The sequence below is a fragment of the Pseudomonas sp. GW821-FHT02C04 genome, assembly GCF_059421845.1.
The window spans coordinates 1-22,544 of the sequence record NZ_JBWKVT010000009.1; the positions used below are offsets into that span (position 1 = coordinate 1).

Annotated in this window: 26 protein-coding genes; 16 read left to right on the top strand and 10 right to left on the bottom strand. The window is 60.8% G+C overall.

Going from position 1 to position 22,544, the window contains the following annotated elements; genetic code table 11:
- Positions 1–203 precede the first annotated feature (203 nt).
- Positions 204–1,091, top strand: a complete 888-nt coding sequence (rhtA, locus tag AC07VV_RS25780; RefSeq protein ID WP_102620395.1) for a threonine/homoserine exporter RhtA — start codon at positions 204–206, stop codon at positions 1,089–1,091.
- Between the two features lie 168 nt (positions 1,092–1,259).
- Complete coding sequence (locus tag AC07VV_RS25785) at positions 1,260–1,541, top strand: hypothetical protein (protein WP_096821152.1); 282 nt, start codon at positions 1,260–1,262, stop codon at positions 1,539–1,541.
- A gap of 10 nt (positions 1,542–1,551) precedes the next feature.
- On the opposite strand, the gene AC07VV_RS25790 is transcribed toward AC07VV_RS25785, so the two are convergent.
- Positions 1,552–2,121 (bottom strand): TetR/AcrR family transcriptional regulator, encoded by a 570-nt coding sequence (locus tag AC07VV_RS25790; RefSeq protein WP_096821145.1) that lies wholly within the window; start codon positions 2,119–2,121, stop codon positions 1,552–1,554.
- A gap of 92 nt (positions 2,122–2,213) precedes the next feature.
- Between AC07VV_RS25790 and AC07VV_RS25795 the strand changes: the two genes are divergently transcribed.
- Positions 2,214–2,942, top strand: coding sequence for an SDR family oxidoreductase (locus AC07VV_RS25795; protein ID WP_495037854.1), 729 nt, complete (start codon positions 2,214–2,216; stop codon positions 2,940–2,942).
- Positions 2,943–2,975: 33 nt separating this feature from the next.
- Entirely contained in the window at positions 2,976–3,566 is a 591-nt protein-coding gene (locus tag AC07VV_RS25800; protein ID WP_495037855.1) for a 2-hydroxychromene-2-carboxylate isomerase, read from the top strand.
- Here AC07VV_RS25800 and AC07VV_RS25805 read toward each other — a convergent pair.
- A complete protein-coding gene (locus AC07VV_RS25805) occupies positions 3,563–4,561 on the bottom strand; it encodes a zinc-dependent alcohol dehydrogenase family protein (protein ID WP_495037856.1) in 999 nt (332 codons plus the stop codon). The two genes, AC07VV_RS25800 and AC07VV_RS25805, sit on opposite strands and share 4 nt — an antisense overlap.
- Before the next feature lie 112 nt (positions 4,562–4,673).
- On the opposite strand from AC07VV_RS25805, the gene AC07VV_RS25810 reads away from it, so the two are divergent.
- The gene (locus AC07VV_RS25810; RefSeq protein ID WP_495037857.1) at positions 4,674–5,582 is read left to right on the top strand and encodes a LysR family transcriptional regulator; all 909 of its coding nucleotides are present in this window, start codon (positions 4,674–4,676) and stop codon (positions 5,580–5,582) included.
- Here the strand turns inward: AC07VV_RS25810 and AC07VV_RS25815 are convergent.
- The 4 genes from AC07VV_RS25815 to AC07VV_RS25830 all read right to left on the bottom strand — a co-directional run bounded on the left by AC07VV_RS25815 (position 5,575) and on the right by AC07VV_RS25830 (position 9,798).
- The gene (locus AC07VV_RS25815) at positions 5,575–7,383 is read right to left on the bottom strand and encodes an aminopeptidase P family protein (protein ID WP_495037858.1); all 1,809 of its coding nucleotides are present in this window, start codon (positions 7,381–7,383) and stop codon (positions 5,575–5,577) included. The two genes, AC07VV_RS25810 and AC07VV_RS25815, sit on opposite strands and share 8 nt — an antisense overlap.
- Positions 7,384–7,440: 57 nt before the next feature.
- Positions 7,441–8,607 carry an aminotransferase class V-fold PLP-dependent enzyme gene (locus AC07VV_RS25820; RefSeq protein ID WP_495037859.1) on the bottom strand — a complete coding sequence of 389 codons (1,167 nt, stop codon included), beginning with the start codon at positions 8,605–8,607 and terminating at the stop codon, positions 7,441–7,443.
- A gap of 205 nt (positions 8,608–8,812) precedes the next feature.
- Positions 8,813–9,427: a LysE family translocator gene (locus AC07VV_RS25825; protein WP_495037860.1), complete on the bottom strand. Its 615-nt coding sequence runs from the start codon at positions 9,425–9,427 to the stop codon at positions 8,813–8,815.
- A gap of 101 nt (positions 9,428–9,528) precedes the next feature.
- Positions 9,529–9,798: a hypothetical protein gene (locus AC07VV_RS25830; RefSeq protein ID WP_495037861.1), complete on the bottom strand. Its 270-nt coding sequence runs from the start codon at positions 9,796–9,798 to the stop codon at positions 9,529–9,531.
- A 389-nt stretch (positions 9,799–10,187) separates the two neighbouring features.
- Here AC07VV_RS25830 and msuE point away from each other — a divergent pair, with 389 nt between their 5' ends.
- Genes msuE through AC07VV_RS25850 form a run of 4 tightly spaced genes read left to right on the top strand, consistent with a single transcriptional unit; the run spans position 10,188 to position 14,232 of the window.
- A complete protein-coding gene (gene msuE, locus AC07VV_RS25835; RefSeq protein WP_102620519.1) occupies positions 10,188–10,751 on the top strand; it encodes an FMN reductase in 564 nt (187 codons plus the stop codon).
- 10 nt (positions 10,752–10,761) lie between these two features.
- Positions 10,762–11,907, top strand: coding sequence for an FMNH2-dependent alkanesulfonate monooxygenase (gene ssuD, locus AC07VV_RS25840; protein WP_495037862.1), 1,146 nt, complete (start codon positions 10,762–10,764; stop codon positions 11,905–11,907).
- Between the two features lie 10 nt (positions 11,908–11,917).
- The gene (locus tag AC07VV_RS25845; RefSeq protein WP_115078693.1) at positions 11,918–13,105 is read left to right on the top strand and encodes an acyl-CoA dehydrogenase family protein; all 1,188 of its coding nucleotides are present in this window, start codon (positions 11,918–11,920) and stop codon (positions 13,103–13,105) included.
- Between the two features lie 23 nt (positions 13,106–13,128).
- The gene (locus tag AC07VV_RS25850; RefSeq protein WP_495037863.1) at positions 13,129–14,232 is read left to right on the top strand and encodes a sigma-54 interaction domain-containing protein; all 1,104 of its coding nucleotides are present in this window, start codon (positions 13,129–13,131) and stop codon (positions 14,230–14,232) included.
- On the opposite strand, the gene AC07VV_RS25855 is transcribed toward AC07VV_RS25850, so the two are convergent.
- Entirely contained in the window at positions 14,229–14,594 is a 366-nt protein-coding gene (locus AC07VV_RS25855) for an antibiotic biosynthesis monooxygenase (RefSeq protein ID WP_096821135.1), read from the bottom strand. The genes AC07VV_RS25850 and AC07VV_RS25855 overlap by 4 nt on opposite strands.
- Positions 14,595–14,684: 90 nt before the next feature.
- Between AC07VV_RS25855 and soxR the strand changes: the two genes are divergently transcribed.
- The gene (gene soxR / locus AC07VV_RS25860; protein WP_495037864.1) at positions 14,685–15,143 is read left to right on the top strand and encodes a redox-sensitive transcriptional activator SoxR; all 459 of its coding nucleotides are present in this window, start codon (positions 14,685–14,687) and stop codon (positions 15,141–15,143) included.
- Between the two features lie 36 nt (positions 15,144–15,179).
- Here soxR and AC07VV_RS25865 read toward each other — a convergent pair whose 3' ends face one another.
- From AC07VV_RS25865 to AC07VV_RS25875, 3 genes are all read right to left on the bottom strand, one after another.
- A complete protein-coding gene (locus tag AC07VV_RS25865) occupies positions 15,180–15,950 on the bottom strand; it encodes a MetQ/NlpA family ABC transporter substrate-binding protein (RefSeq protein WP_495037865.1) in 771 nt (256 codons plus the stop codon).
- 73 nt (positions 15,951–16,023) lie between these two features.
- Positions 16,024–16,689 carry a methionine ABC transporter permease gene (locus AC07VV_RS25870; RefSeq protein ID WP_064598205.1) on the bottom strand — a complete coding sequence of 222 codons (666 nt, stop codon included), beginning with the start codon at positions 16,687–16,689 and terminating at the stop codon, positions 16,024–16,026.
- Between the two features lie 2 nt (positions 16,690–16,691).
- Complete coding sequence (locus AC07VV_RS25875; protein ID WP_495037866.1) at positions 16,692–17,906, bottom strand: SfnB family sulfur acquisition oxidoreductase; 1,215 nt, start codon at positions 17,904–17,906, stop codon at positions 16,692–16,694.
- A gap of 273 nt (positions 17,907–18,179) precedes the next feature.
- Between AC07VV_RS25875 and AC07VV_RS25880 the strand changes: the two genes are divergently transcribed.
- The 6 genes from AC07VV_RS25880 (at position 18,180) to AC07VV_RS25905 (ending at position 22,520) form a co-directional block, all read left to right on the top strand.
- On the top strand, positions 18,180–18,638 hold the full coding sequence (locus AC07VV_RS25880; RefSeq protein ID WP_096821131.1) for a VOC family protein: 459 nt from the start codon (positions 18,180–18,182) through the stop codon (positions 18,636–18,638).
- A 142-nt stretch (positions 18,639–18,780) separates the two neighbouring features.
- Positions 18,781–19,656 (top strand): alpha/beta fold hydrolase, encoded by an 876-nt coding sequence (locus tag AC07VV_RS25885; RefSeq protein ID WP_495037867.1) that lies wholly within the window; start codon positions 18,781–18,783, stop codon positions 19,654–19,656.
- Positions 19,657–19,880: 224 nt separating this feature from the next.
- On the top strand, positions 19,881–21,080 hold the full coding sequence (locus AC07VV_RS25890; RefSeq protein ID WP_495037868.1) for a PepSY-associated TM helix domain-containing protein: 1,200 nt from the start codon (positions 19,881–19,883) through the stop codon (positions 21,078–21,080).
- 14 nt (positions 21,081–21,094) lie between these two features.
- Complete coding sequence (locus AC07VV_RS25895) at positions 21,095–21,619, top strand: PA2404 family protein (RefSeq protein WP_493158718.1); 525 nt, start codon at positions 21,095–21,097, stop codon at positions 21,617–21,619.
- Positions 21,616–21,948, top strand: coding sequence for a hypothetical protein (locus AC07VV_RS25900; RefSeq protein WP_096821127.1), 333 nt, complete (start codon positions 21,616–21,618; stop codon positions 21,946–21,948). The genes AC07VV_RS25895 and AC07VV_RS25900 overlap by 4 nt, the downstream gene beginning before the upstream one ends.
- Entirely contained in the window at positions 21,945–22,520 is a 576-nt protein-coding gene (locus tag AC07VV_RS25905; RefSeq protein WP_495037869.1) for a DUF6162 family protein, read from the top strand. The genes AC07VV_RS25900 and AC07VV_RS25905 overlap by 4 nt, the downstream gene beginning before the upstream one ends.
- Positions 22,521–22,544 lie beyond the last annotated feature (24 nt).

A 22,544-nucleotide genomic window follows, 5' to 3' on the forward strand; every position in this document is an offset into this window, starting at 1 on the left:
AAGGAGTTTTCCGTTTCGACTGCGCCGGAAGTGGGGCGAATTATAGGCCTCCAGAATCTGCCGTCAACCCCTAATTTGATTTTTCTATCAGTCGACTCAAAAAGCCCGCTTATATATAGACGCAACACCAGCGAATGCGCAGTATATTGCCCATCACTCAGTTAGTGCCTTCTACTGCCTTTACTATCGGACGATGCCGCGCAATGAACGACCAACCCCGCAGTCTTGTATCCATCCTGTTTCCGGTTGGTCTGATATTGATCGCCATGGCATCGATCCAGTCTGGCGCTTCTCTGGCCAAAAGCATGTTCCCCATCGTGGGCGCCCAAGGCACAACGACGCTACGTCTGATGTTCGCCAGCGTGATCATGCTGCTATTGCTGAGACCCTGGAGGGCAAAGCTGACGGCCAAATCGCTGCGCACCGTGATCGTGTACGGGATGGCGTTGGGTGGCATGAATTTCCTCTTCTATATGTCCTTGCGCACCGTGCCGCTCGGCATTGCGGTTGCCCTGGAATTCACCGGGCCGCTGGCCGTTGCCATCTACGCTTCCCGTCGTGCAATCGACTTCCTATGGATTGCCCTCGCTGCCGTCGGATTGCTGCTATTGATACCAACAGGTGCAGCGACAGCGGGTCTCGACCTTACCGGGGTGGCTTATGCGCTTGGCGCTGGTGTTTGCTGGGCGCTTTACATTCTTTTCGGCCAGAAGGCTGGCGCTGACAACGGCGTGACGACCGCAGCTCTGGGAGTGATGATCGCAGCCCTGTTCGTTGCGCCTATCGGGATCGTCCACGCCGGCGCCGCATTGCTGACGCCGTCATTGATCCCGATAGCCATTGGTGTCGCCATTCTTTCCACAGCCCTGCCCTATACCCTGGAAATGGTCGCACTCACCCGCATGCCCGCTCGTACTTTCGGTACGCTGATGAGCATTGAGCCGGCATTTGGTGCACTATCGGGGTTGCTGTTCCTGCAGGAATATCTCTCCTTGTCACAATGGATGGCCATCCTGTGCATTATTTTGGCTTCCGTCGGTGCAACGATGACCATGGGCAGCCATGCCAAGCCCGTGATTGCGGCGGATTGAAAGCTGTTGTAACGAAGGTCTGGCATTTGCCGCTCATTTAGGCCATGTTTAGCTTCGCAACTCAGTGCCAGATATGGATTTTTTCGGATAGGGACATCGAAACGCGTCAAGCGAGAGCGAATGCAGGCAGACCCGAGCGCCAGACTCGAGGCCGCCATAAGGACGGTAATGAAACGAATTTTGATACTGATCGCCGTACTCGCCATTTCGGGATGCGCGGCGACCTCCAAGGCTCAGGTAAAGCACGGCAAAAAAGGGCTGCACATCAACTGCTCAGGACTCTCCTCCTCCTGGGACAAGTGCTACACCAGTGCTGCCAACTCCTGCGCGCCGAAGGGTTATAAAGTCATCGCCAAGTCCGGGGATGCGGTGGAAGAGCCGGGTGATTATCCCTTCGGTCTCAACCCCGCCGGCTATACCAGCCGAAGCATGATCGTCATCTGCAAATAAACCGCCGCCGCTATTGTGCTCGCTGAACGGCGAGCTGGCGGCCGATCTCTTCGTGACTGGATTCCAGCACCCGCTGCTGAATCTGTGGGGACGCCAGCATACGCGCCACCACCAACGCCCCGACACATTGCGACAGGATGGCCCAGGCCAGACTGTCGCTCTCCAGAATCTGCGCCCAACTTTCCTGAAGCCGACAAATCCACAGTTCGGCCTGTTCCCGCACGACGACATCCGACCGAGCAATCTCAGCGCCCAGCGCAGGTAACGCGCACCCCAGCTCAGGTTGCTCGACATGAGCCATGTTCAGATACAGTTTGAGGCATCGCTCCAACCGTTCACGATCCTGCTCACCCCGCCCGCCCAGCCGCTCCAGGCTCTGACACAACTCGCGCTCGACGATAGCGGCGAACAAAGCGTCCTTGGACGAGAAATGACTGTAGAACGCTGCGCCACTCAGACCGATCGTCTTCATCAGGCCATCGACACCCATCGTTGAAAATCCGCTTTTTTTCGCAGACAGCGAGCTGCTTTGCAGCAGCTTTTCTTTGGTTTCAAGCTTGTGACCGGCGGAGTACCGCATGCATTCATCCTCGCAATTGACTGCCTTGACGCTGAGCAAATCCTAGCATAACGTTCGTTCACTTAACGATCGTTTACTAAAGGGATCCACCCATGAATAACAAGAAGGTCGTATTGGTTGTCGGTGCAGGTGATGCCACAGGTGGCGCCATCGCCAGGCGGTTCGCCAAGGAAGGTTTCATCGCTTGCGTCACACGGCGCAGCGCCGACAAATTGCAGCCATTGGTGGAAACCATCCAGGCAGACGGCGGCGAAGCCCATGGTTTTGCCTGCGATGCGCGCAAGGAAGAGGACGTTATTGCGCTGATCGAAGATATCGAAACCCGTCTCGGGCCGATCGAAGCGTTCGTTTTCAACATCGGCGCCAACGTGCCTTGCAGCATTCTCGAAGAAACCGCACGCAAGTACTTCAAGATCTGGGAAATGGCCTGCTTCTCAGGGTTTCTCAATGCCCGGGAAGTCGCCAAGCGCATGGTCACCCGCAAGCGCGGCACCATTCTGTTCACGGGTGCTACCGCCGGACTACGTGGTGCCTCCGGTTTTGCTGCGTTCGCCGGGGCCAAGCACGGCATCCGCGCACTGGCGCAAAGCATGGCCAGGGAACTCGGCCCGATGAACATTCACGTTGCCCATATCGTGGTCGACGGCGCCATCGATACCGACTTCATCCGCAGCAATTTCCCCGACAAATACGCAACCAAGGATCAGGACGGTATTCTCAATCCCGAGCACATCGCCGAGAACTATTGGTACCTGCACAGCCAGCCAAGGGACGCCTGGACCTTCGAGCTTGATCTGCGCCCCTGGAACGAACGCTGGTAATCCCTTCCAATAACAACAACGAGTGCAGCGACCATGAGCAAAACCGTGGAGTTCTACTTCGACCTCGGCAGCCCCGCCACCTATCTGGCGTATACCCAACTGCCAGGAATCTGCGCCAAGACCGGCAGCCAGCTGATCTATATCCCGATGTTGCTGGGCGGCGTGTTCAAAGCCACCGGCAATGCTTCACCGGCGATGATCCCGGCCAAGGGCCGCTACATGTTTCAGGATCTGGACCGCTACGCCCAACGCTACGGCGTGCCCCTTAAATTCAATCCGCACTTCCCGATCAATACCCTGATGTTGATGCGCGCTGTGACCGGCATTCAATTGCGGCACCCGGAGCGTTTCCTGGCGTTCATCGACTGCCTGTTCAAAGCGCTGTGGGTCGAGGGTCGCAGCCTCGATGAACCGGCAACGGTCGCAGCCGTGCTGACCGAACATGGTTTCAATCCTGAGCAGGTACTGGCACTGACCAATGATGAAGCGGTGAAGGGTGCACTCAAGGACAACACCGAGACAGCCGTGAAGCGTGGCGTCTTCGGTGCGCCGAGCATGTTCATCGGCAATCAGTTGTTCTTCGGTCAGGATCGACTCGACTTCGTTGAAGAGGCCCTGCGCTAGATCTCGACCACCAGACGTCCCTGGGCTGCTTTCGATGAAAGCAGTTCATGGGCCTCGCCAGCTGACTCAAGCGTGAACCGACGCGCATCGAGCAGTGGCTTCACCTCTCCAGCTTCGATCAACAAGGCAACCTGGCGCAGGATCTCGCCATGGTGCTCGCCACTCTTTCCAGTCAGCAGCGGCAATAAGGTAAACACGCCAGAGTAGGTCGCCCCCCGAAAGGACAGCGGCGCCAGACTATGCTGCCCCCAACCCAGGCAACTCAAGACATGGCCGTGATAGATCCGCGCAGCCTTGAAGGACGCATCCAGCGTTTCACCACCCACCGTGTCATAAACGATATCGAACCCCTCCCCCGCCGTGTATTGGCTGACATAGTCCTCGACCGACATCTCGCGGTAATCAATGAACGTCGCACCATAACCTTCAATAATTCCGCGCTGCCCCGCAGACCCGGTCGCAAAAACCTCGGCACCGAACGCGCGGGCAATTTGCACCGCCACATGCCCAACGCCACCCGCACCACCGTGTATCAACACCTTTTGCCCAGCCCTCACCCGAGCACGATCCACCAGACCTTCCCAGGCAGTAATCAGCACCAGCGGTAAACCTGCGGCCTCGCGCATGCTCAGGTTGGCCGGTTTACGCGCCAAAAGCCGCGCATCAACCACTGCAAATTCAGCCAGCGAACCCTGCACGCCGCCAATGCCGGTCGCCAACGCATAAACCTCGTCACCCGGCGCCCAGCCCGGCACACCCTCACCCACTGCTTCGACCACGCCCGCCAGATCCAGCCCCAACACCGCCGGCAACGGTTGTCGCGCATGAGCGGCCTGCCCCGCACGGATTTTCAGGTCCAGCGGATTCACACCGCTGGCCTTGATCCGCACCAATACCTGTCCGGCACCCGCCACGGGACGTTCAAGGGAAACCAAGCGTAGCGGATCGTTAGCGGTGTCCACCATCAGCGCGCGCATCTGCAGTGAGTCAGTCATTTCGGTCATTCCTGTGGGAGAAAGTGAAGCCATGTTCTCCCAACCTACTCATGCCGATAAGACGCCGAATGACTATAGTGATCATGCCAAACCGGCATGAATGAGGCGCTCCGTGGACAAGCTCAACGCAATGGCAATCTTCGTCCGGGTAGTCGAGCGCGGCAGCTTTTCCGCCGTGGCCCGGGAGCTGCAAACCAGCCAACCCACCATCAGCAAAGTTCTGCGCGCCCTTGAAACCCAACTGGGCGGGAAGCTGATCGCCCGCAGCACGCGCAAGTTGTCGCTGACCGATGAAGGCCAGCGGTACTACAACGAATGCCGAAATATCCTCGCGGCCGTGGATACTGCCGAGCACAGCTTCCAGTCCGGCAGGGAAACGGTTGCCGGATCGCTGCGAATTGGCTCCTCAGTGAGTTTCGGTCGGCTACAGATCGCCTCGCGTCTGCCCGGCTTTCTTGAGCGCTACCCGCAAGTGCAGATTGACCTGCATCTGAACGATCAGAACCTGGATCTGGTCAGCGAAGGCCTGGACGTCAGCCTGCGCATCGGCGAGTTGAACGACAGCGGCATGATCGCCCGTCGAATCGGCACCACCCATCGCGTCACTGTTGCGACGCCTGCTTACCTGCAACGCCATGAACATCCGCAATCGCCCCAGGATCTTGCACAGCACAACTGCCTGCAATTCAACCTGCTCGAATCGCAGAACCTGTGGACTTACGGAAAGGACGGACAACACTACGACGTACGCATCAAAGGCAATGCACAGAGCAACAACTCCGAGGCAATCCGTGAAATGGTCTTGGGAGGATTGGGGGTTTCGCTGTCACCGGTCTGGCTGTTCAGCGAGGATTTGAAGGCCGGTCGAGTGGTCGCCCTGTTGCAGGACTACCAGACTCGATCACTGCCGATACACGCGGTGTCCCCGGCGAACCGTCGCCAGTCCGCCAGGGTCAACGCGTTTGTCGATTACATGATCCAGGCGCTGGCAGCAGCGCCCGAGCTTCAACCGTTTAAATAGCAGCGGTGCGGGTGTTCAGCCATTCCAGTGCCGCGCCATCGAGCAACGGGCTCAAACGCTCGCGCACTTCAGCGTGATAGGCGTTGAACCACTGCTTCTCTTCCTGCGTCAGCAAGGACGGCTCCAGGCAACGGGTATCGATCGGGCACAGGGTCAGGGTTTCGAACTTGAGGAACTCGCCGAACTCGCTGCTTCCAGCCAATACGTTCATCGCCAGGTTCTCGATCCGCACACCCCAGCGGCCTGGGCGGTAAGTGCCCGGTTCGATGGACGTGATCATGCCCGCTTGCATGGCGGTTTGCGGCGCTGGCGCAGCCTGATAGGCGATCACCTGCGGACCTTCGTGCACATTGAGGAAATAACCCACGCCGTGACCGGTGCCATGACCGTAATCGACGTTTTCAGCCCAGATCGGCGCACGGGCAATCGCATCCAGTAGCGGCGACAGAATGCCTTTCGGGAAGTGCGCACGGGACAACGCAATAACGCCCTTCAACACTCGGGTGCAATCGCGTTTCTGCTCTGCGCTCGGTGTGCCGACGGCCACCATGCGCGTGATGTCAGTGGTTCCGCCCAGGTATTGGCCACCAGAGTCGATCAGCAGCAAGCCATCACCCTCGATCACCGCGTGTTCTTCCGGGGTGGCGTGGTAGTGCGGCATCGCACCGTTGGCGTTGTAGGCGGCAATGGTGTTGAAACTCAGCGATACATAATCCGGACGACGCTCACGGGCCGCCGTGAGTTTCTCGTCAATGGTCAGCTCGGTAATGCGCTCGCGACCCCAGGCCGATTCCAGCCAGGTGAAGAACTCGCACAACGCCGCGCCGTCCTGCTCCATCGCCTGACGGATGTGCTCGGCATCTGCCGGGCTTTTTTGTGATTTGGCCAAAGTGGTCGGATTCAGGCCTTCGACCAGTTTCACGCCACTGTCGAGGTTGCCCAGCAGTCCGCTGGTCACCCGCGCCGGGTCCACCAGCAGGCTCGCGCCGTTCGGGATCGCACGCAAGGCGTCAGCAATTTCACTGTAGTCGCGCAGGGTCACGCCGTCCTTTTCCAGGACTGCGCGCAGATCAGTGTCGACCTTGCTCAAGGCCACAAACAGCGTGGCTTGTTGCTGACCGATCAAGGCGAAAGAAACGAACACCGGGTTGAACGACACATCGCCGCCACGCAGGTTGAACAGCCAGGCGATGTCGTCGAGGGTGGCGATGAAGTGCCAATCGGCGCCGCGTTCCTGCAGGGTTTCACGCAGTTGGGCGAGTTTCTCGCCACGGCTGACGGTCGCCTGCGGCGGCAAGTGTTGATAGATCGGCGCGGTTGGCAGGCCCGGACGGTCGCTCCAGACTTCCTTCAACAGGTCGAGGTCGGTACGCAGGCTGGCGCCACGCGCTTCGAGCTTGCTACCCAGGGTCCGCGCCGACGCCACGGCCATTACCGCGCCATCGACCGCGACCACGCCACCTTCCGGCGTCTGCTCGGCCAGCCAGTCCAGCGGGCTCGGCTGGCCCGGTTGCAACTTGACCAGTTCGATGCCGCTGCCCTTGAGCTCCTTGGTCGCCTGTTCCCAGTAACGACTGTCGGCCCAGACCCCGGCGAAATCAGTGGTGACAATCAATGTCCCCACCGAGCCATGGAAACCCGACAACCACTGCCGCCCCTGCCAGTAGCCAGGCAGGTATTCCGACAGGTGCGGGTCGGCGGACGGCACCAACAGTGCGTGGATGCCTTCGCGACGCATCAGTTCGCGGGTGTGCGCCAGGCGCTGGGGAACCGTTCCTTCGGTCAAAGTCTGGGTACTCATCGTGTCTCCTGCCAATCACTTCATCGTTATTGTTCGGTGCCGTTCGAAGTCGGCTCGTTAAAGCCCTGTCGCCCAGAATGCCGGAGCACTGGCGCAGGCGGTCTTGATCAGATCTACAGCCTTGTCGATGTCCTCGGCGGTGGTGAAACGACCGAGGCTCAGACGAATGGTACGGCCGGCCAGATGCGCATCGTGCCCCAATGCCAGCAGCACGTGGGACGGTGTGTTGCTGGCGGAGTTGCAGGCCGAAGTCGCAGAGAACGCGATCGAATGGCTCAGCGCCGCCGGGTTGAACTCGCCTTCGCTGAAGGTCAGGCTCAGGGTATGCGGGATACGTTGGCTGGCGCTGCCGTTGAGGCGTACGCCGGGCAGGCTCAACAGTTGTTCGAGCAGGCGCTCGCGCAACGCGACGATGGTTTTTTTCTCGTCATCAAAAGCCGCAGCAGCCAGGGCAAAGGCCGAGCCCATGGCGGCGATCTGGTGAGTGGCCAGCGTACCGGAACGCAATCCGCCCTCGTGGCCGCCACCGTGAATCTGCGCCTGCAAGCGCTGTTGCGCACGCGGGCCGACGTACAGCGCGCCAATGCCTTTGGGGCCGTAGAGCTTGTGTGCCGAAAACGACATCAGGTCCACCGGCCATTGCGCCAGATCGATCGCGACCTTGCCGGCGCCCTGGGCCGCATCGACGTGGAACAACGCCCCGCGCCCGCGCACCACATCACCGATGGCCGGGATGTCGTTGACGGTGCCGAGTTCGTTGTTGACCAGCATCAGCGACACCAGAAAGGTGTCATCGCGCATCGCTTCGCTGACCGCTTGCGCAGTAATCAGACCTTCCGCGTCCGGCACCAGATAGGTCACGGCGACACCGGCGTCCTGCAATTGCCGGGCAGTGTCGAGGATGGCCTTGTGTTCGATCTGACTGGTGATGATGTGGCCGCCGGACACGCCACGTGCCTGGGCCACGCCTTTGAGGGCGAGGTTGTTGGATTCGGTCGCACCGGAAGTCCAGACAATCTGTTGCGCCTGGGCGCCGACCAGTTCGGCCACTTGCTGACGGGCATTCTCGACCGTTTTTCGGGCCTGTTGGCCGAAGGCATGGGAACTGGAAGCCGGGTTGCCGAAGTTACCGTTGAAACCCAGACACTCGACCATCACCTGGATGACCCGCTCGTCCACCGGGGTGGTGGCGGCGTAATCGAAATACAGCGGACGTTCATTCATAAAAAGACTCGCAGAGCGTGTTCCGGGATCAGGAAGCTCGTGTCTACAAACGGCACAGCGCAGCCTTGTGAGCTGCGCCCGGGTTCGAGAGCGTCATCAATACCTGATCGGATGCCGTTAAAGAAGTAGGGCTTCATTAAAAGTGCGTAGGAACGCTCCTGAACGCGACTTTAACAGGCATCGGGCCGGCGGTTGTAGCACTGCGTCAGCTAAAGCTTTCAAGGAGTAACGGATACAGCGAAATCACCAGCAGCGCCGCCATGCCCCAGTTGAACACCCGCAACCAGCGGCGATCCTTCAGTACGTTACGCAGCAGAGTCCCGCACGCCGCCCAGACACCGACGCTCGGCAGGTTGATGATGGCAAACACCGCAGCAATCACGATCACATTGGTGAAATAACCCTGCATCGGCGTGTAGGTGCTGATGGCACCGATGGCCATGATCCACGCCTTGGGATTGACCCACTGGAAAGCCGCCGCGCCGAGGTAGCTGATCGGTTTCGCATCACCTGACTCACTTTCGCCGACCGGGCCGGAGTGAGCGATTTTCCACGCAAGGTACAGCAAGTAAGCCGCGCCGACGTAACGCAGAACCGTATAGAGAAGAGGATAAGTCTGGAACACCGCGCCCAAACCAAAACCCACCGCCACCACCAGCACAAAGAAGCCGCAGGTAATGCCGAGCATATGGGGGATGGTGCGGTTAAAGCCGAAATTCACGCCCGATGCCAGCAACATGGTGTTGTTCGGCCCCGGTGTGATCGAGGTGACAAGGGCAAACAGGGCAAAGCCCAGCAACAGGTCGAGCGAGAGGGTCATGGCAGGCAGTCCGTCAGGGTCATTCAGGTGTTGACCCTATCCCACGGCGCCGCGCAAACCCACGGACAGTTGGGTAAAACTTCGAGCAGTACAGTTGCGGATCAGCTAGGACGACCGTGCAGCTGTATGGTCCGCTCCGCGCTCATTTCACCCTTGTTATCAAACCCGAAAGTCTTCTGTGGCTGGCCAAGCAGTTGGGCTTTCTTCGCATGGTATTCCTCGAACGACAAGCCGCTGCGGTTCAGGGTCTCCAGCGCCAGTTCGCGGGTTTCTTCCGCCGTGTAAGGACGCAGTTCCGGGGAAACGTGGCTCGCGCAACCGGCGAGAACAGAAACAGCGAGCATCAGGGAAACAGTCAGTAAACGATTCATGGGAGCGTCCTGGCGAGCAGTGTGGGTCGATGGAGAAAGGCTACGCCCGGGCACGCTCCAGCAGAAATCAACGCTCTCAATAGTGGCTATCAGGATTCGGGCAAGATTCACCCTGCATATTCTCAAAAGACCTATCAATATCAATTAACAGTCTTTTACGGAATAACAATCAGCCTTTATAAAACCTTCAACACGTTCGGCACTGTTGCTCCAGCAACTGTTTCCCAGGCAACAGCGGTTCAACAAACCGGCCTGAAAGTCACACGAGCACAACCACCGACAACGCTCAAAGCCCCGGAATACGGGCCTTACAGGAATTGGTACAGCGCTTGCTCTGCTCCGGTGACTACTCACTGCTCGCCGAGCAACTGTTGAAAAAGGAACTGACCATGTCGCGTCCACTGAAAGTCGTCGCCCTGTCCGGCGGAACCTGGCGTCCGTCCCGCACCCTGGTGCTGACCCAGGCCTTGCTGGCCGAATTGTCCGGGCACCTGCCGGTCGAAAGTCACCTGATCGAACTCGGCGACATCGCCCGTCCATTGGGCGCCGCGCTGTCCCGTCAGGAGTTGCCGGCCGAGATCGAAGCCGAGCTGCAAGCCATCGAACAGGCTGACCTGTTGATCGTCGCCGCGCCGGTGTATCGCGGCTCCTATCCGGGGCTGCTCAAGCACTTGTTCGACCTGATCGATCTCAATGCGCTGATCGACACCCCTGTGCTGCTCGCCGCCACCGGTGGCAGCGAACGTCATGCGCTGGTCCTCGATCATCAGTTGCGCCCGCTGTTCAGTTTCTTCCAGGCCGTGACCCTGCCGATCGGCGTGTACGCCACCGAGGCCGATTTCGCCGATTACCAGATCACCAGCGAGCAACTAAAAGCGCGCATCCGACTTGCCGCCGAACGCGCCGCGCCGCTGTTTGGTGCTCACCTCAAACCGTTGCTGAAAATCGCTTAAGGAGCTGTTCATGGATGTTTTCTGGTTCCTGCCGACTCACGGCGACGGTCACTATCTGGGCACCACTCAAGGCGCGCGCCCGGTGACCCTCAATTACCTGAAACAAGTGGCGCAAGCCGCCGACAGCCTCGGTTACCACGGCGTGCTGATTCCTACCGGGCGTTCCTGCGAAGATTCGTGGGTGATCGCCTCGGCGCTGGTGCCGCTGACCGAACGCCTGCGTTATCTGGTGGCGATCCGTCCGGGGATCATTTCACCGACGGTCTCGGCGCGCATGGCCGCGACGCTGGATCGACTGTCCAACGGTCGCTTGCTGATCAACGTCGTGACCGGCGGTGACCCCGACGAAAACCGTGGCGACGGCAGTTTCCTCAGCCACAGCGAACGCTACGAAGTCACCGACGAATTCCTCAAGATCTGGCGTCGCGTGTTGCAAGGCGAGGCGGTGGATTTCGAAGGCAAGCATCTGAAAGTGCAGAACGCCAAAGCCTTGTATCCGCCGGTACAGAAGCCCTATCCGCCACTGTACTTCGGCGGCTCCTCCGACGCGGCCCATGATCTGGCCGCCGAGCAAGTCGACGTGTACCTGACCTGGGGCGAACCGCCGGCCGCCGTCGCCGAAAAACTCGCCGACGTGCGTGAACGCGCCGCCCGTCACGGACGCAAGGTGAAGTTCGGCATCCGCCTGCACGTGATCGTGCGCGAGACCGCCGAAGAAGCCTGGAACGCCGCCGACAAACTGATCGAGCACATCAGCGACGAAACCATCGAGGCCGCGCAGAAATCCTTTTCGCGCTTCGACTCCGAAGGCCAGCGGCGCATGGCTGCTTTGCACGACGGGCGCCGCGACAACCTGGAAATCGCCCCCAACCTGTGGGCCGGCGTCGGCCTGGTGCGCGGCGGTGCCGGCACCGCACTGGTCGGCGATCCGCAACAAGTGGCGGCGCGAATCAAGGAATACGCGGACCTGGGCATCGAGAGCTTCATCTTCTCCGGCTACCCGCATCTCGAAGAGGCCTACCGTTTTGCCGAGCTGGTGTTCCCGCTGTTGCCCGAGCCGTATGCGAGCCTCGCCGGACGCGGTGTCACCAACCTCACCGGGCCGTTTGGCGAAATGATCGCCAACGATGTACTGCCCGCCAAAGCCAACGCCTGAGGAAGACCGAGTGACTGCCAAACCGCAAAGCACCCTGCTCTCCCCGTTGCAGACCGCCCGACAACTGGCCGCCGAATTCGCCCTGACCGCTGTCGAGCGCGACGAACGCGGCGGCACACCAAAAGCCGAACGCGATGCCCTGCGCGACAGCGGGCTGCTGGCCCTGAGCATTCCCACCCGTTACGGCGGCCTCGGCGCGCGCTGGAGCGAAACCCTGGAGGTCGTGCGCGAATTCGCCAAGGTCGACAGCTCGATCGCCCACGTCTTCGGTTTTCATCATTTGATGCTCGCCACCGTGCGCCTGTTTTCCCGACCCGAACAATGGCAGCCATGGTTCGAACAGACCGCGCGGCAGAACTGGTTCTGGGGCAACGCGCTCAATCCGCTGGACACCCGCACCGTGGTCAAGGACCTCGGTGGCTGGCGCGAGTTTTCCGGCAAGAAGAGCTTCTGCTCCGGCGCCAGCGATTCACAAATGCTGATCGCCTCGGCGGTGGACGAAAGCAACGGCGGCAAACTGCTGATCGCGGCAATTCCCAGCGGGCGCAGCGGCATCACCTTGCACAACGACTGGAACAACATCGGCCAGCGCCAGACCGACAGCGGCAGCGCCACGTTCGAACGGGTGCGGGTCGAAGAGTCGGAACTGCTGCTGGATCCGGGCCCGTTGAGTACCCCGTTCGCCTGTTTGCGCCCATTGATCGCACAACTGACGTTCACGCATATGTTTCTCGGTATCGCCGAAGGGGCCTTTGAAGAAGCGCGGCAATACACCCTCAGCGAAACCCGCGTCTGGCACAAATCCTCGGTGCGCGAGGTGCGCGAAGATCCTTATGTACTGGCCCATTACGGCGAGTTCTGGGTCGCCCTCGAAGGCATCCGTCTGCTGGTGGAGCGCGCGGCCACGTTGCTCGACGAGGCGTGGGCCAAAGGCCCGAACCTGAGCGCCGAAGAGCGTGGTCACCTGGCCACGGCCATTGCCACGGCCAAGGTCGCCGCCAGTCGTCAGGGCCTGGAGATTTGCAGCCGACTGTTCGAAGTCACCGGTGCCCGTTCGACCCACGCATCGCTGCGCCTCGACCGACACTGGCGCAACCTGCGCACGCAAACCCTGCACGACCCGCTGGATTACAAACTCCACGAGCTGGGCGACTGGGCGCTGAACCAGTCCCTGCCGGTGCCGACGTTCTATTCCTGATTTCCTTTCGTGGAGCGAGACCCATGCAACTGCTGACCCTACCGCCCTCACCCGCGCTGGCCACGTCGATCCGCGCCACCGCCCAGGTCTTCGAAGACCCGAAATCCCAGGCCCTGCTCGCGCATCTGCAACAAGTCGCACCGAGCGAAGCCAGCGTGCTGATCATCGGCGAAACCGGCACCGGCAAGGAGTTGGTGGCGCGGCACATCCACAACCTGAGCAACCGGCGCAACCGGCCGTTCATTGCGGTGAACTGCGGGGCGTTTTCCGAATCGCTGGTGGAAGCCGAACTGTTCGGCCATGAAAAAGGCGCCTTCACCGGCGCTCTCAGCGCCAAGGCCGGGTGGTTCGAAGAGGCGGATGGCGGCACCTTGTTCCTCGATGAGATTGGCGATTTGCCGATGGCGATCCAGGTCAAATTGCTGCGGGTGTTGCAGGAACGTGAAGTGGTGCGACTGGGTTCGCGCAAGAGCATTCCCATCGATGTACGGGTGCTGGCGGCGACCAACGTGCAACTGGAGAAAGCCATCAACGCCGGGCATTTCCGCGAGGATCTGTATTATCGGTTGAACGTGGTCAATCTGGAGCTGAGCCCGTTGCGCGACCGACCCGGCGACATCCTGCCGCTGACCCGGCATTTCATCGAGGCTTACAGTCAGCGTCTGGGTTACGGACGCATCACCATCAGCCCCGGCGCCGAGCACAAGCTGCGCGGCTACAGTTGGCCGGGCAACATCCGCGAACTGGAAAACGTCATCCACCACACGCTGCTGATCTGCCGCAACGGCGTGATCGAGCGCGACGATCTGCGCCTGTCGAACCTGCGCATAGATCGCCCGGACGACCAGCATGCGAACGTCGACGATTCACCGGAAGCGCTACTGGAACGCGCCTTCCAGAAGCTCTTCGAACAACAGGCCGGCGCGCTGCATGAGAAGGTCGAGGACGCGTTGCTGCGTTCGGCCTATCGCTTCTGCCACTACAACCAGGTGCACACCGCCGCGCTGCTCGGCCTGAGCCGCAACGTGACCCGCACGCGGCTGATCAAGATCGGCGAACTGGCAGTCAACAAGCGACGACCCACGGAAAACCTGCAAGGCGAACGCTTGATCCAGCTGTCGATCTAGCCCACCAACTGGCAGTGCAAACCATCGTCGTGACTGCGGGCGATGCTGCTCAGCACCTGGAATGAACCGAAGGTCACGGTTCGCGCCTGATGGGTGCGGATCAACTGCCAGAAGTCCTGCTCACCGGTTTCGAAACTCTGGAACGCCGCCTCCCCCGCCTCGCGGGATTGCCATTGCAGGAAACCCAGCACCCGCCGGCCATCGTCACTGGCCTGGACGCTGGCGCTGACGAAGCCGGCGTAACGCTGGGCCAGACGTTCGGTCTGCACGGTCAGCGCCGAGACCAGCGCCGGTTGCTGGCCGGGCTCGATTTCAAATTCGATCAATTGGGTAAAGCTGCGGTTTTTCGCTGGTGCTTGCATGACATCCCCACTCTGTCAGACGAATCTTGCGATTCGAAGGTGTGCAGGGTAAAACCTCGACTTAACTAGAGGTCAAGGGGCAATTTGCAAATGATCACTGCGGAAAATGTGCACAAGCAACTGACCGTCGGCGAAGTCGCGGCCCGCAGCGGCGTGGCGGTCACCGCCCTGCACTTTTATGAATCCAAGGGTTTGATCAAGAGCCAGCGCAATGCCGGCAACCAGCGGCGTTACCCACGGGAAGTGTTGCGGCGGGTGGCGTTGATCAAGGTGGCGCAACGGCTGGGCATTCCGCTGGCGGAAATCGGCGAGGCGTTGAAACAGTTACCGGACAACCGCGCGCCAACGGCGGCGGACTGGAAAGTGTTGTCGGAGCAATGGCGACGGGAGCTGGATGAACGGATCAATCAGTTGATGCTGCTGCGTGACCGACTGACAGGTTGCATCGGTTGCGGATGCCTGTCGATGGAGGCCTGCCCGCTGCGCAATCAGGGCGACGTGCTGGGCGAACAGGGACCGGGAGCGCACTTTCTCGACGTTCCCAATTGAGGGCTCCCATACCATGGGAACCCTCGGTTCGATCAATCAGAAACCCGGCGCAATCTGCCCTTTGTAGCGAGTCAGAATGAACTGACGCACTTCATCGGAATTCAGCGCCTTGGCCAGTTTCTGCAAGCCCGGGTCGTTGATGTTGTCGGGACGCGCCACGAGAAACTCGATGTACAGACTCTTGCCCTTCTCGACGATCAGCGCACTGTTGGTGTCGATCCCGGCTTCCAGCGCGTAGTTGGCGAACACGAATGCCAGATCCACCTGACTCACCGAACGAGCGAGCAACGCGCCCTCCAGCTCGCGGATTTTCAGGTGTTTGGGGTTCTCGACGATGTCGCGCTGGGTCGCCAGGGTGTTGCTCGGATCCTTGAGTTTGATCAGCCCCGCTTCGTGTAACAGCACCAATGCGCGACCAGTGTTCACCGGGTCGTTGGGGATCGACACGCTCGCGCCGTCCTTCAGCTCCGAGATGTTTTTGATCTTGGTCGAGTAGGCGCCGAACGGTTCGATGTGCACGCCGACTACCGGCACCAGATCGGTGTGGCGAGTCTTGTTGAAATCATCGAGAAACGGCCGGTACTGGTAATAGTTGGCGTCGAGGTTTTTCAGCACCAGTTGCTGGTTGGGCTGGATGAAGTCGGTGAAGACCTTGATGTCCAGATCCACGCCTTCCTTGGCCAGGGTCGGTTTGACGAATTCGAGGATTTCCGCGTGCGGCACCGGGGTGGCACCGACGATCAGTTTTTCGTTGGCGTGAGCGCCGAACGACAGCACGGCAGCCAGAACGGCCAGGGTCTTTTTCATGTTGTGCTCCAAGGCAGATTTGAATGGCCGTCGTGGGGTGAACGTGGGGCCTTTATGGGTTGAAATTGTTGTGTCAGCGTCGGCTGTAGTGCGCCACCAGTCGGTCGCCGGTCATTTGCAGGGCCTGCACCAGAATCAGCAGCAACACCACGGTGACCACCATCACGTCGGTCTGAAAGCGCTGATAGCCGTAACGGATCGCCAGATCACCGAGCCCGCCGCCACCGATCACACCGGCCATCGCCGTGTAATCCACCAGCACGATGGCGGTGACGGTTACCGCCGCCAGCAACCCGCCGCGGGCCTCCGGCAACAGCGTGTGGCGGATGATCTGCCAGGTGTTGGCGCCCATGGCCTGGGTCGCCTCGACCACGCCGCGATCGACTTCGCGCAACGCGGTTTCCACCAGTCGCGCAAAGAACGGCGTGCAGCCGACCACCAATGGCGGAATGGTGCCCGGCACGCCCAGCGAAGTGCCCACCAGCAGTGTGGTCAGCGGAATCAGCACGATCAGCAAAATGATGAACGGCAGCGAACGCAGCATGTTCACGATCACCGACAGCACCCGATACACGCCGACCGTTTCATGCAACTGGCGCTTGCCGGTGAGAAACAGCAGCAGCCCCAGCGGCAAACCCAGCAACACCGTGAACAGCAGCGCCGCGCCGAGCATGCTCAGGGTGTCGAGACAGGCCTGGGCAATGTCGGCCCAGTAAATGTGTTTGAACCACTCGGCCATGATCAGGACCAATCGTGGCGCGGTGGCTTGACGCCGTTGAGCAGCCAGTTGCCGACCACGTGGTACTTCCAGCGCACCGGGTCATGCAGGGTATGAACCCGAGCGTTTCGCCAGTGGCGGTCGAAGTTGTGCTTCTTCAGGGTCGAACGGGTGCCACCGAGTTCGAACAGCTTGTTGCTGGCCTCGATGGCGATTTCCGTGGTCAGCACTTTGGCCTTGGCCACGGCCAGCGACGCCAGCGCGACGTTGTCTTCATCGGGCGCCGGGCGCGCGGCGTCGAGCGCCCAACCGGCCCGTTCGAGCAGGGCTTCGGCGGCTTCCAGGCGGATTTCCAACGCGCCGATCTGAATGATCGTCAGCGGATCTTCGCTGGCCTTTTCCACACCCGCATCAATCCATGGCCGGGCAAACTGACGGACGAATTCCACAGTATCGCGCAACGCTGCCCGGGGAATGCCGGCGTCGATGGCAGCGGTGGTCAACTGGGCGAACGGCCCGGCCAGGGTCGGGCTTTCGTAGGAGCGATAAGTCGGGAACAGATTGAACGGCGCCACCTGCAGATCTTCTGCCAGCACCGTGCCGCTGGACGTGGTGCGCTGGCCGATGCTGTCCCAGTCATCGACGATCACCAGCCCTTTCGTGCCGCGCTCGACAAAGGCCAATTGGCCCTTCTGTTCTTCATCCAGCGCCAGCACCGCCAGCCAGTGGGCGTAGAGCGAACCGGTGCAGTAACCCTTGCGGCCGTTGATCACATAACCGTCGCCATAACGACGGATGGTTGCCTGAATGTCCTGCACGTTCTTGCCGCCGGTTTCCGACAGCGCGTTGGCGAAACGGTGACCTTGCAGCGCCAGCTCAAAGAAATGCGCTTGTTGCGCCGGGGTGCCTTGCAGGCGGATGTCTTCGAGCAGGCAGTAATGGTTTTGCGGGATCTGTCCGAGGGACGGATCGGCAGCGGAAATGATCGCGATCACTTGGGCCAGCACCGCGTAGGACACCTGGGCGCCGCCGTATTCCTTCGGAACGGTGATGCCCCACAGGCCACTGTTGGAATACAGGTCGACGATTTCAGCGGGCACTTCACGGCTGCGGTCGCGCTCGGCGGCGTGTTCCTGCAGGACGGCGGCGACCTGTGCGGCCACGCGCAAGGCTTCGGTGTCATCGGCGATACGGTGGGCAGCCGGCGGGTTGATCGGATAAACGGCAGATTCAGACATGGATGACTCTCGGTATCGGTGTTGTACCGGGTCATTGCAGCTTCTGTGCCTGACTGACAGGCCTTGTTTTTCGCGGCTTTCAGCGGACTTTCGCAAAATAGAACGATGAAAACCCGCGCATTCTGTTGCTTCACTGTCGATGGCTGAACACTGCTCGTCGGGTACTCGGTCGGGCCGGCGACACACGCCTATAGTTGAGCGACCGGTCACTCCGGCGAAGGCACACCTTCACCCCCCCCATAAAAACAGGGCGACAAAAACAAGGAGTACGCCATGAGCGTTCAACCTATTCCCGAGGGGTATCACAGCATTACCCCGTATCTCGGCATCCATAAGGCCGCCGAGGCCATCGATTTCTATAAAAAGGCGTTCGGTGCCACCGAAGTCATGCGCCTGGCCATGCCCGACGGCGGTATCGGCCACGCTGAACTGCGCATCGGTGACAGCGCGATCATGCTCGGCTCGCCGTGCGATCAAGGTCCGTTGAGCAATCCGGACAAAGCCGTATCCGTCGGTTTGCATCTGTACGTGACCGATGTCGACAAGTCGTTCCAGCGCGCACTGGATGCCGGGGCGACCGCCGTGTCCGAGGTCAAGGATCAGTTCTACGGCGACCGCAGCGGTACATTGAAAGATCCGTACGGGCATCTGTGGTTTCTGGCCACGCGCAAGGAGGACCTGACTCAGGAGCAGATCGAGCAGCGGGCGAAAGAGCTGTTCCAGCAGGGTTAGCAACAACAAGTGCCCATTCCCGCGCAACGCGCGGGGATGGGCGAACACGATTCATGAACCGTCGAACCACGCTTCACGCCTTGTCATGAACGCCCGGCGATTTCAGGATGCAGGCCAACCGCCTGAATAAAGGATCACCCCGATGTTTGCCGGATTCGTCAAAGACCAGCGCCATGTCAACGGCGTGGACATCACCTACCGCATCAAAGGCAGCGGACCGGGCCTGCTGTTGTTGCACGGGCACCCGCAGACCCACGTCATCTGGCACAAAGTCGCCGAGCAACTGGCGGAACACTTCACTGTAATTGCCGCCGACCTGCGCGGTTACGGCGACAGCAGCCGACCGCCAGCCGATGAGCGGCACGCCAACTATTCCAAACGCGAAATGGCCCGCGACGGCGTGGAACTGATGCAAGCGCTGGGCTTTACGCAGTTTTCGATCCTCGCCCACGACCGTGGAGCCCGGGTCGCCCATCGCCTGGCCCTCGATCATCCCGACGCCGTGCAACGCATGGTGTTGCTGGACATAGCGCCGACCCTGGCGATGTACAGCCAGACCAACGAGGCCTTCGCCCGGGCCTACTGGCACTGGTTTTTCCTGATTCGCCCGGCACCGCTGCCGGAAACCCTGATCGAGGCCGATCCCGAAGGCTATCTGCGCAGCGTCATGGGCAGCCGCAGCGCCGGGCTCAGGCCGTTCACTGACGAGGCGTTTGCTGAATACCTGCGTTGCCTGAGCCTGCCCGGCAGCGCCCGTGGGATCTGCGAGGACTACCGGGCCAGTGCCGACATCGATCTGGAACATGACCGCAACGATCTCGAGGCCGGCCATCATCTGAGCTTGCCGCTGCTGGTGCTGTGGGGCGCCGAAGGTACGGTCGGTCGTTGCTTCGACCCGCTCAGGGAATGGCAACAAGTGGCCACCGATGTGCGCGGCAAGCCCCTGCCCGCTGGCCACTACCTCGCCGAAGAAGTCCCAGAACTGTTGCTCGCCGAAGCACTGACGTTCCTGCGCTGAGCCATCCCTTCCTCCCGCTCACCACAACGTCGACCGGCGTCGTGGTGAGATTGCGGTCGCGAAACATTTACTTTCACATCCTTCATCGGGATTTGCTTCGGTCATCCGTCTTATAAAGATGCGGGCCAGTCGCGTAGGCAAAAGCCACGACCGGCCCATCAGGGACTCCCGCGCTGCGAAGCCCGTAGTGGCCGAGTCCTCTCACCGAATCAAGATCCGTCATCATGTCAAAGAAATCCCGCTCGAAACTGTGGTTCCTGGTACACAGCTGGCTGGCGTTGCCGATCTGGTTTTTTGTTCTGATTGTCTGCGTCACCGGCACCCTGGCAGTGGTCAGCCAGGAAATCGTCTGGCTGGTGAACCCGCAAATGCGCGCCACCCAACCCTCTGACGATGCCCCGCTGCTGGGCTACGACCAGGTCATCGCCGCGATCAAGACTGCCGAACCGCAGTTGCTGGTCGAACGCATCAGTCGCCCCGACGAAGCGCATTTCGCGCTTGAGGTGAACGTCAGTCAGCCTGACGGGCGTTCGGTGACGGTCTACGTCAATCCGTACACCGGTGTGATTCAGGGCACCGCGCCAGACTTCAATTTCCGAGCCTTCACCCGAGCCTTGCACGGCTGGTGGCTGGTGCCGTTCACCAACGGTTACAGCTGGGGCTGGTATCTGGTGTCGTTTCTGGCACTGCCGATGCTGGCTTCACTGGTGACCGGGCTGGTGGTCTACAAGCGCTTCTGGAAGGGCTTTTTCAGCCCGACCCTGCGCCTGCGTCACGGTGCGCGGATTTTCTGGGGCGATTTCCACCGCCTCAGTGGCATCTGGTCGATCTGGTTCATCGCGGTGATCTCCGTCACCGCCGTGTGGTTCCTGATCGAAGCCATTCTTTCCGACAATCATATTTCCATCTCCAGCGAGCCGATCATCGCGGCCATGTCCCGTGAAGGCGTGCCGTTGTCCGCTGATGGTTCGCCTCCGCCACGGGTCAGCCTGGACCACGCCATCGAAATCGCCCAGCAACGGATTCCCGGGTTCGAAGCCAGCACCATCAATCTGCCCGGCAACGCTTACAGCCACCTCGATATCCGGGGTCGCGGCTGGTATCCGTTGATGTTCCAGTCCGCCACGCTCAACCCCTACAGCGGTGAAGTGGCCGCCTCGCGCCTGCTCTCCGACCGGACCTCCCTGGAGTTCGTCACCGAGTCCATGCGTCCGCTGCACACCGGCGACTTCGGTGGGCTGTGGATCAAGCTGATCTGGTTCTTCTTCGGGCTGGTGCTGAGCATGATGGTCCTCAGCGGGCTGTTGATCTGGACCAAGCGCACCGCGCTGGCGACCGCCAACGCCCTCAAGCGCGAGAACAAGAAACAGCGCGTTCAGGCACAACCGGCCCTGCACCGTGAACCGTCGGAGGCCAACCTGTGAGCAAGTCCACTCCCATGGCTCAGCCCTCACGGCTGAGCGTGATCTGGCATAAATGGCGCTTCCACATCAACGTGCTGCTGTTGCTGATTCCGCTGGGATTCATGCCCAGGTACTTCGCCGATCAGGCGTTGTTTCGCGGTGACAGCGGGCTGGGTGAGCGCGAGATCGGCGAAGTCCAGGTGGGTCCGTGGAGCCTGCGTCTGGCCGAGTTTCGCAACGAAGCGCCGCTTCCCGATGGCGCAGCCGGCTATCTGAAGGGTTTTAGCGCCGCGCTGTGCGAGGCCTGTGTCGAACAGGTCAAGGCCACCTACCTGCGCATCGGCAAGCCACGCAGCCTGCGCGCCGCCGGTTCGATCTTCTTCGGCACGCCTTACAGCATGGGCACGCAAATGCCCGTCCCGGACAAAACCAGAGCCGACGCCGAACTGTGGATCACCATGGAAGGCTGGGACGGCAGCATGCACCAAGCCTCGATTCCGCTGAGCCAGGCCTCCCCCGCCACTATTGCCTGGCTGAACAAACAAGGAGCCAAACCATGAGCCGCCCTTCCCGTCTGAGCATGAGCACCGCATTGCTGGTGCTGTGTGCCGGTTTCAGCGCCAGCGCCCTGGCCCACAACCCGATGTGCGAGTGCAAGGCCATCGATGCCGAGCAGATCAAATGCACCGGCGGTTTCTCCGACGGCAGCGGCGCACCGGGGGTGACCCTCGATGTGATCGGCTACGACGAAACCATCCTGGTGCCGGGCAAGCTCGGCGCCGATTCAACCCTGACCTTCAAGAAACCCGGCGCCGAGTTCTACGTGCTGTTCGACGCCGGCCCCGGCCATGTCGTCGAAATCGACCAAGCGGATATCGAAGCCCCATGACCACGCCGACCACCCAGGTTGTACGCCCGGCCGGTGCCGGCCATGAAACCCTCAATGTGCTGCTGATGTGCCTGCTGATCCTCGCGGTCGCCGGTTCCGTGGTGGCGTGGCGCGGGGTGTCCCACGAGCCGGAGCCGGTTTCCAGCCATCAGCTCGATGCCCGTCGCGACCTCGGCGCCAGCGAGCAAGGCATCTACGCCGACCTGCGAGTAACCCTCGACGAGATCCATCTGTTGCGTGAAGAACAGCAAGCGCTGCCGACCCCGCAGAACCTGGCGGATGAAGGTTTCGCACCGTTCGCCCAAGACGCCAGCTCCGTGAGCCGTGGCGGCCATGCCTGGCAATTGCTGGCCGACACCGCCTACTTCGGCCACAGCCAGGCACCCGCCGTGGCCGGCTCGTTTCTGATGCGCCTGAACGCTGCAGATGACGCCACGCCGGACATCTGGCTCAACCGCGCCACCGATCTGCAAGCGCCGACAGACCTGTCCGACGCGGCACTGACCGCTGCCGGATGGAAACAGATCGTCGCGCAATTCGATGCCGGGGTGACCCGCGAACATCGTCATTGAACCCTCGCCTTCATTCGAGAGAAG

Excerpts from the sequence above, each read along its gene's own strand:
- rhtA (WP_102620395.1), top strand. The coding sequence starts at position 204 with ATGAACGACCAACCCCGCAGTCTTGTATCCATCCTGTTTCCGGTTGGT.
- AC07VV_RS25785 (WP_096821152.1), top strand. The coding sequence starts at position 1,260 with ATGAAACGAATTTTGATACTGATCGCCGTACTCGCCATTTCGGGATGC.
- AC07VV_RS25790 (WP_096821145.1), bottom strand. The coding sequence starts at position 2,121 with ATGCGGTACTCCGCCGGTCACAAGCTTGAAACCAAAGAAAAGCTGCTG.
- AC07VV_RS25795 (WP_495037854.1), top strand. The coding sequence starts at position 2,214 with ATGAATAACAAGAAGGTCGTATTGGTTGTCGGTGCAGGTGATGCCACA.
- AC07VV_RS25800 (WP_495037855.1), top strand. The coding sequence starts at position 2,976 with ATGAGCAAAACCGTGGAGTTCTACTTCGACCTCGGCAGCCCCGCCACC.
- AC07VV_RS25805 (WP_495037856.1), bottom strand. The coding sequence starts at position 4,561 with ATGACTGACTCACTGCAGATGCGCGCGCTGATGGTGGACACCGCTAAC.
- AC07VV_RS25815 (WP_495037858.1), bottom strand. The coding sequence starts at position 7,383 with ATGAGTACCCAGACTTTGACCGAAGGAACGGTTCCCCAGCGCCTGGCG.
- AC07VV_RS25820 (WP_495037859.1), bottom strand. The coding sequence starts at position 8,607 with ATGAATGAACGTCCGCTGTATTTCGATTACGCCGCCACCACCCCGGTG.
- AC07VV_RS25825 (WP_495037860.1), bottom strand. The coding sequence starts at position 9,427 with ATGACCCTCTCGCTCGACCTGTTGCTGGGCTTTGCCCTGTTTGCCCTT.
- AC07VV_RS25830 (WP_495037861.1), bottom strand. The coding sequence starts at position 9,798 with ATGAATCGTTTACTGACTGTTTCCCTGATGCTCGCTGTTTCTGTTCTC.
- msuE (WP_102620519.1), top strand. The coding sequence starts at position 10,188 with ATGTCGCGTCCACTGAAAGTCGTCGCCCTGTCCGGCGGAACCTGGCGT.
- ssuD (WP_495037862.1), top strand. The coding sequence starts at position 10,762 with ATGGATGTTTTCTGGTTCCTGCCGACTCACGGCGACGGTCACTATCTG.
- AC07VV_RS25850 (WP_495037863.1), top strand. The coding sequence starts at position 13,129 with ATGCAACTGCTGACCCTACCGCCCTCACCCGCGCTGGCCACGTCGATC.
- AC07VV_RS25855 (WP_096821135.1), bottom strand. The coding sequence starts at position 14,594 with ATGCAAGCACCAGCGAAAAACCGCAGCTTTACCCAATTGATCGAATTT.
- soxR (WP_495037864.1), top strand. The coding sequence starts at position 14,685 with ATGATCACTGCGGAAAATGTGCACAAGCAACTGACCGTCGGCGAAGTC.
- AC07VV_RS25865 (WP_495037865.1), bottom strand. The coding sequence starts at position 15,950 with ATGAAAAAGACCCTGGCCGTTCTGGCTGCCGTGCTGTCGTTCGGCGCT.
- AC07VV_RS25870 (WP_064598205.1), bottom strand. The coding sequence starts at position 16,689 with ATGGCCGAGTGGTTCAAACACATTTACTGGGCCGACATTGCCCAGGCC.
- AC07VV_RS25875 (WP_495037866.1), bottom strand. The coding sequence starts at position 17,906 with ATGTCTGAATCTGCCGTTTATCCGATCAACCCGCCGGCTGCCCACCGT.
- AC07VV_RS25880 (WP_096821131.1), top strand. The coding sequence starts at position 18,180 with ATGAGCGTTCAACCTATTCCCGAGGGGTATCACAGCATTACCCCGTAT.
- AC07VV_RS25885 (WP_495037867.1), top strand. The coding sequence starts at position 18,781 with ATGTTTGCCGGATTCGTCAAAGACCAGCGCCATGTCAACGGCGTGGAC.
- AC07VV_RS25890 (WP_495037868.1), top strand. The coding sequence starts at position 19,881 with ATGTCAAAGAAATCCCGCTCGAAACTGTGGTTCCTGGTACACAGCTGG.
- AC07VV_RS25895 (WP_493158718.1), top strand. The coding sequence starts at position 21,095 with ATGGCTCAGCCCTCACGGCTGAGCGTGATCTGGCATAAATGGCGCTTC.
- AC07VV_RS25900 (WP_096821127.1), top strand. The coding sequence starts at position 21,616 with ATGAGCCGCCCTTCCCGTCTGAGCATGAGCACCGCATTGCTGGTGCTG.
- AC07VV_RS25905 (WP_495037869.1), top strand. The coding sequence starts at position 21,945 with ATGACCACGCCGACCACCCAGGTTGTACGCCCGGCCGGTGCCGGCCAT.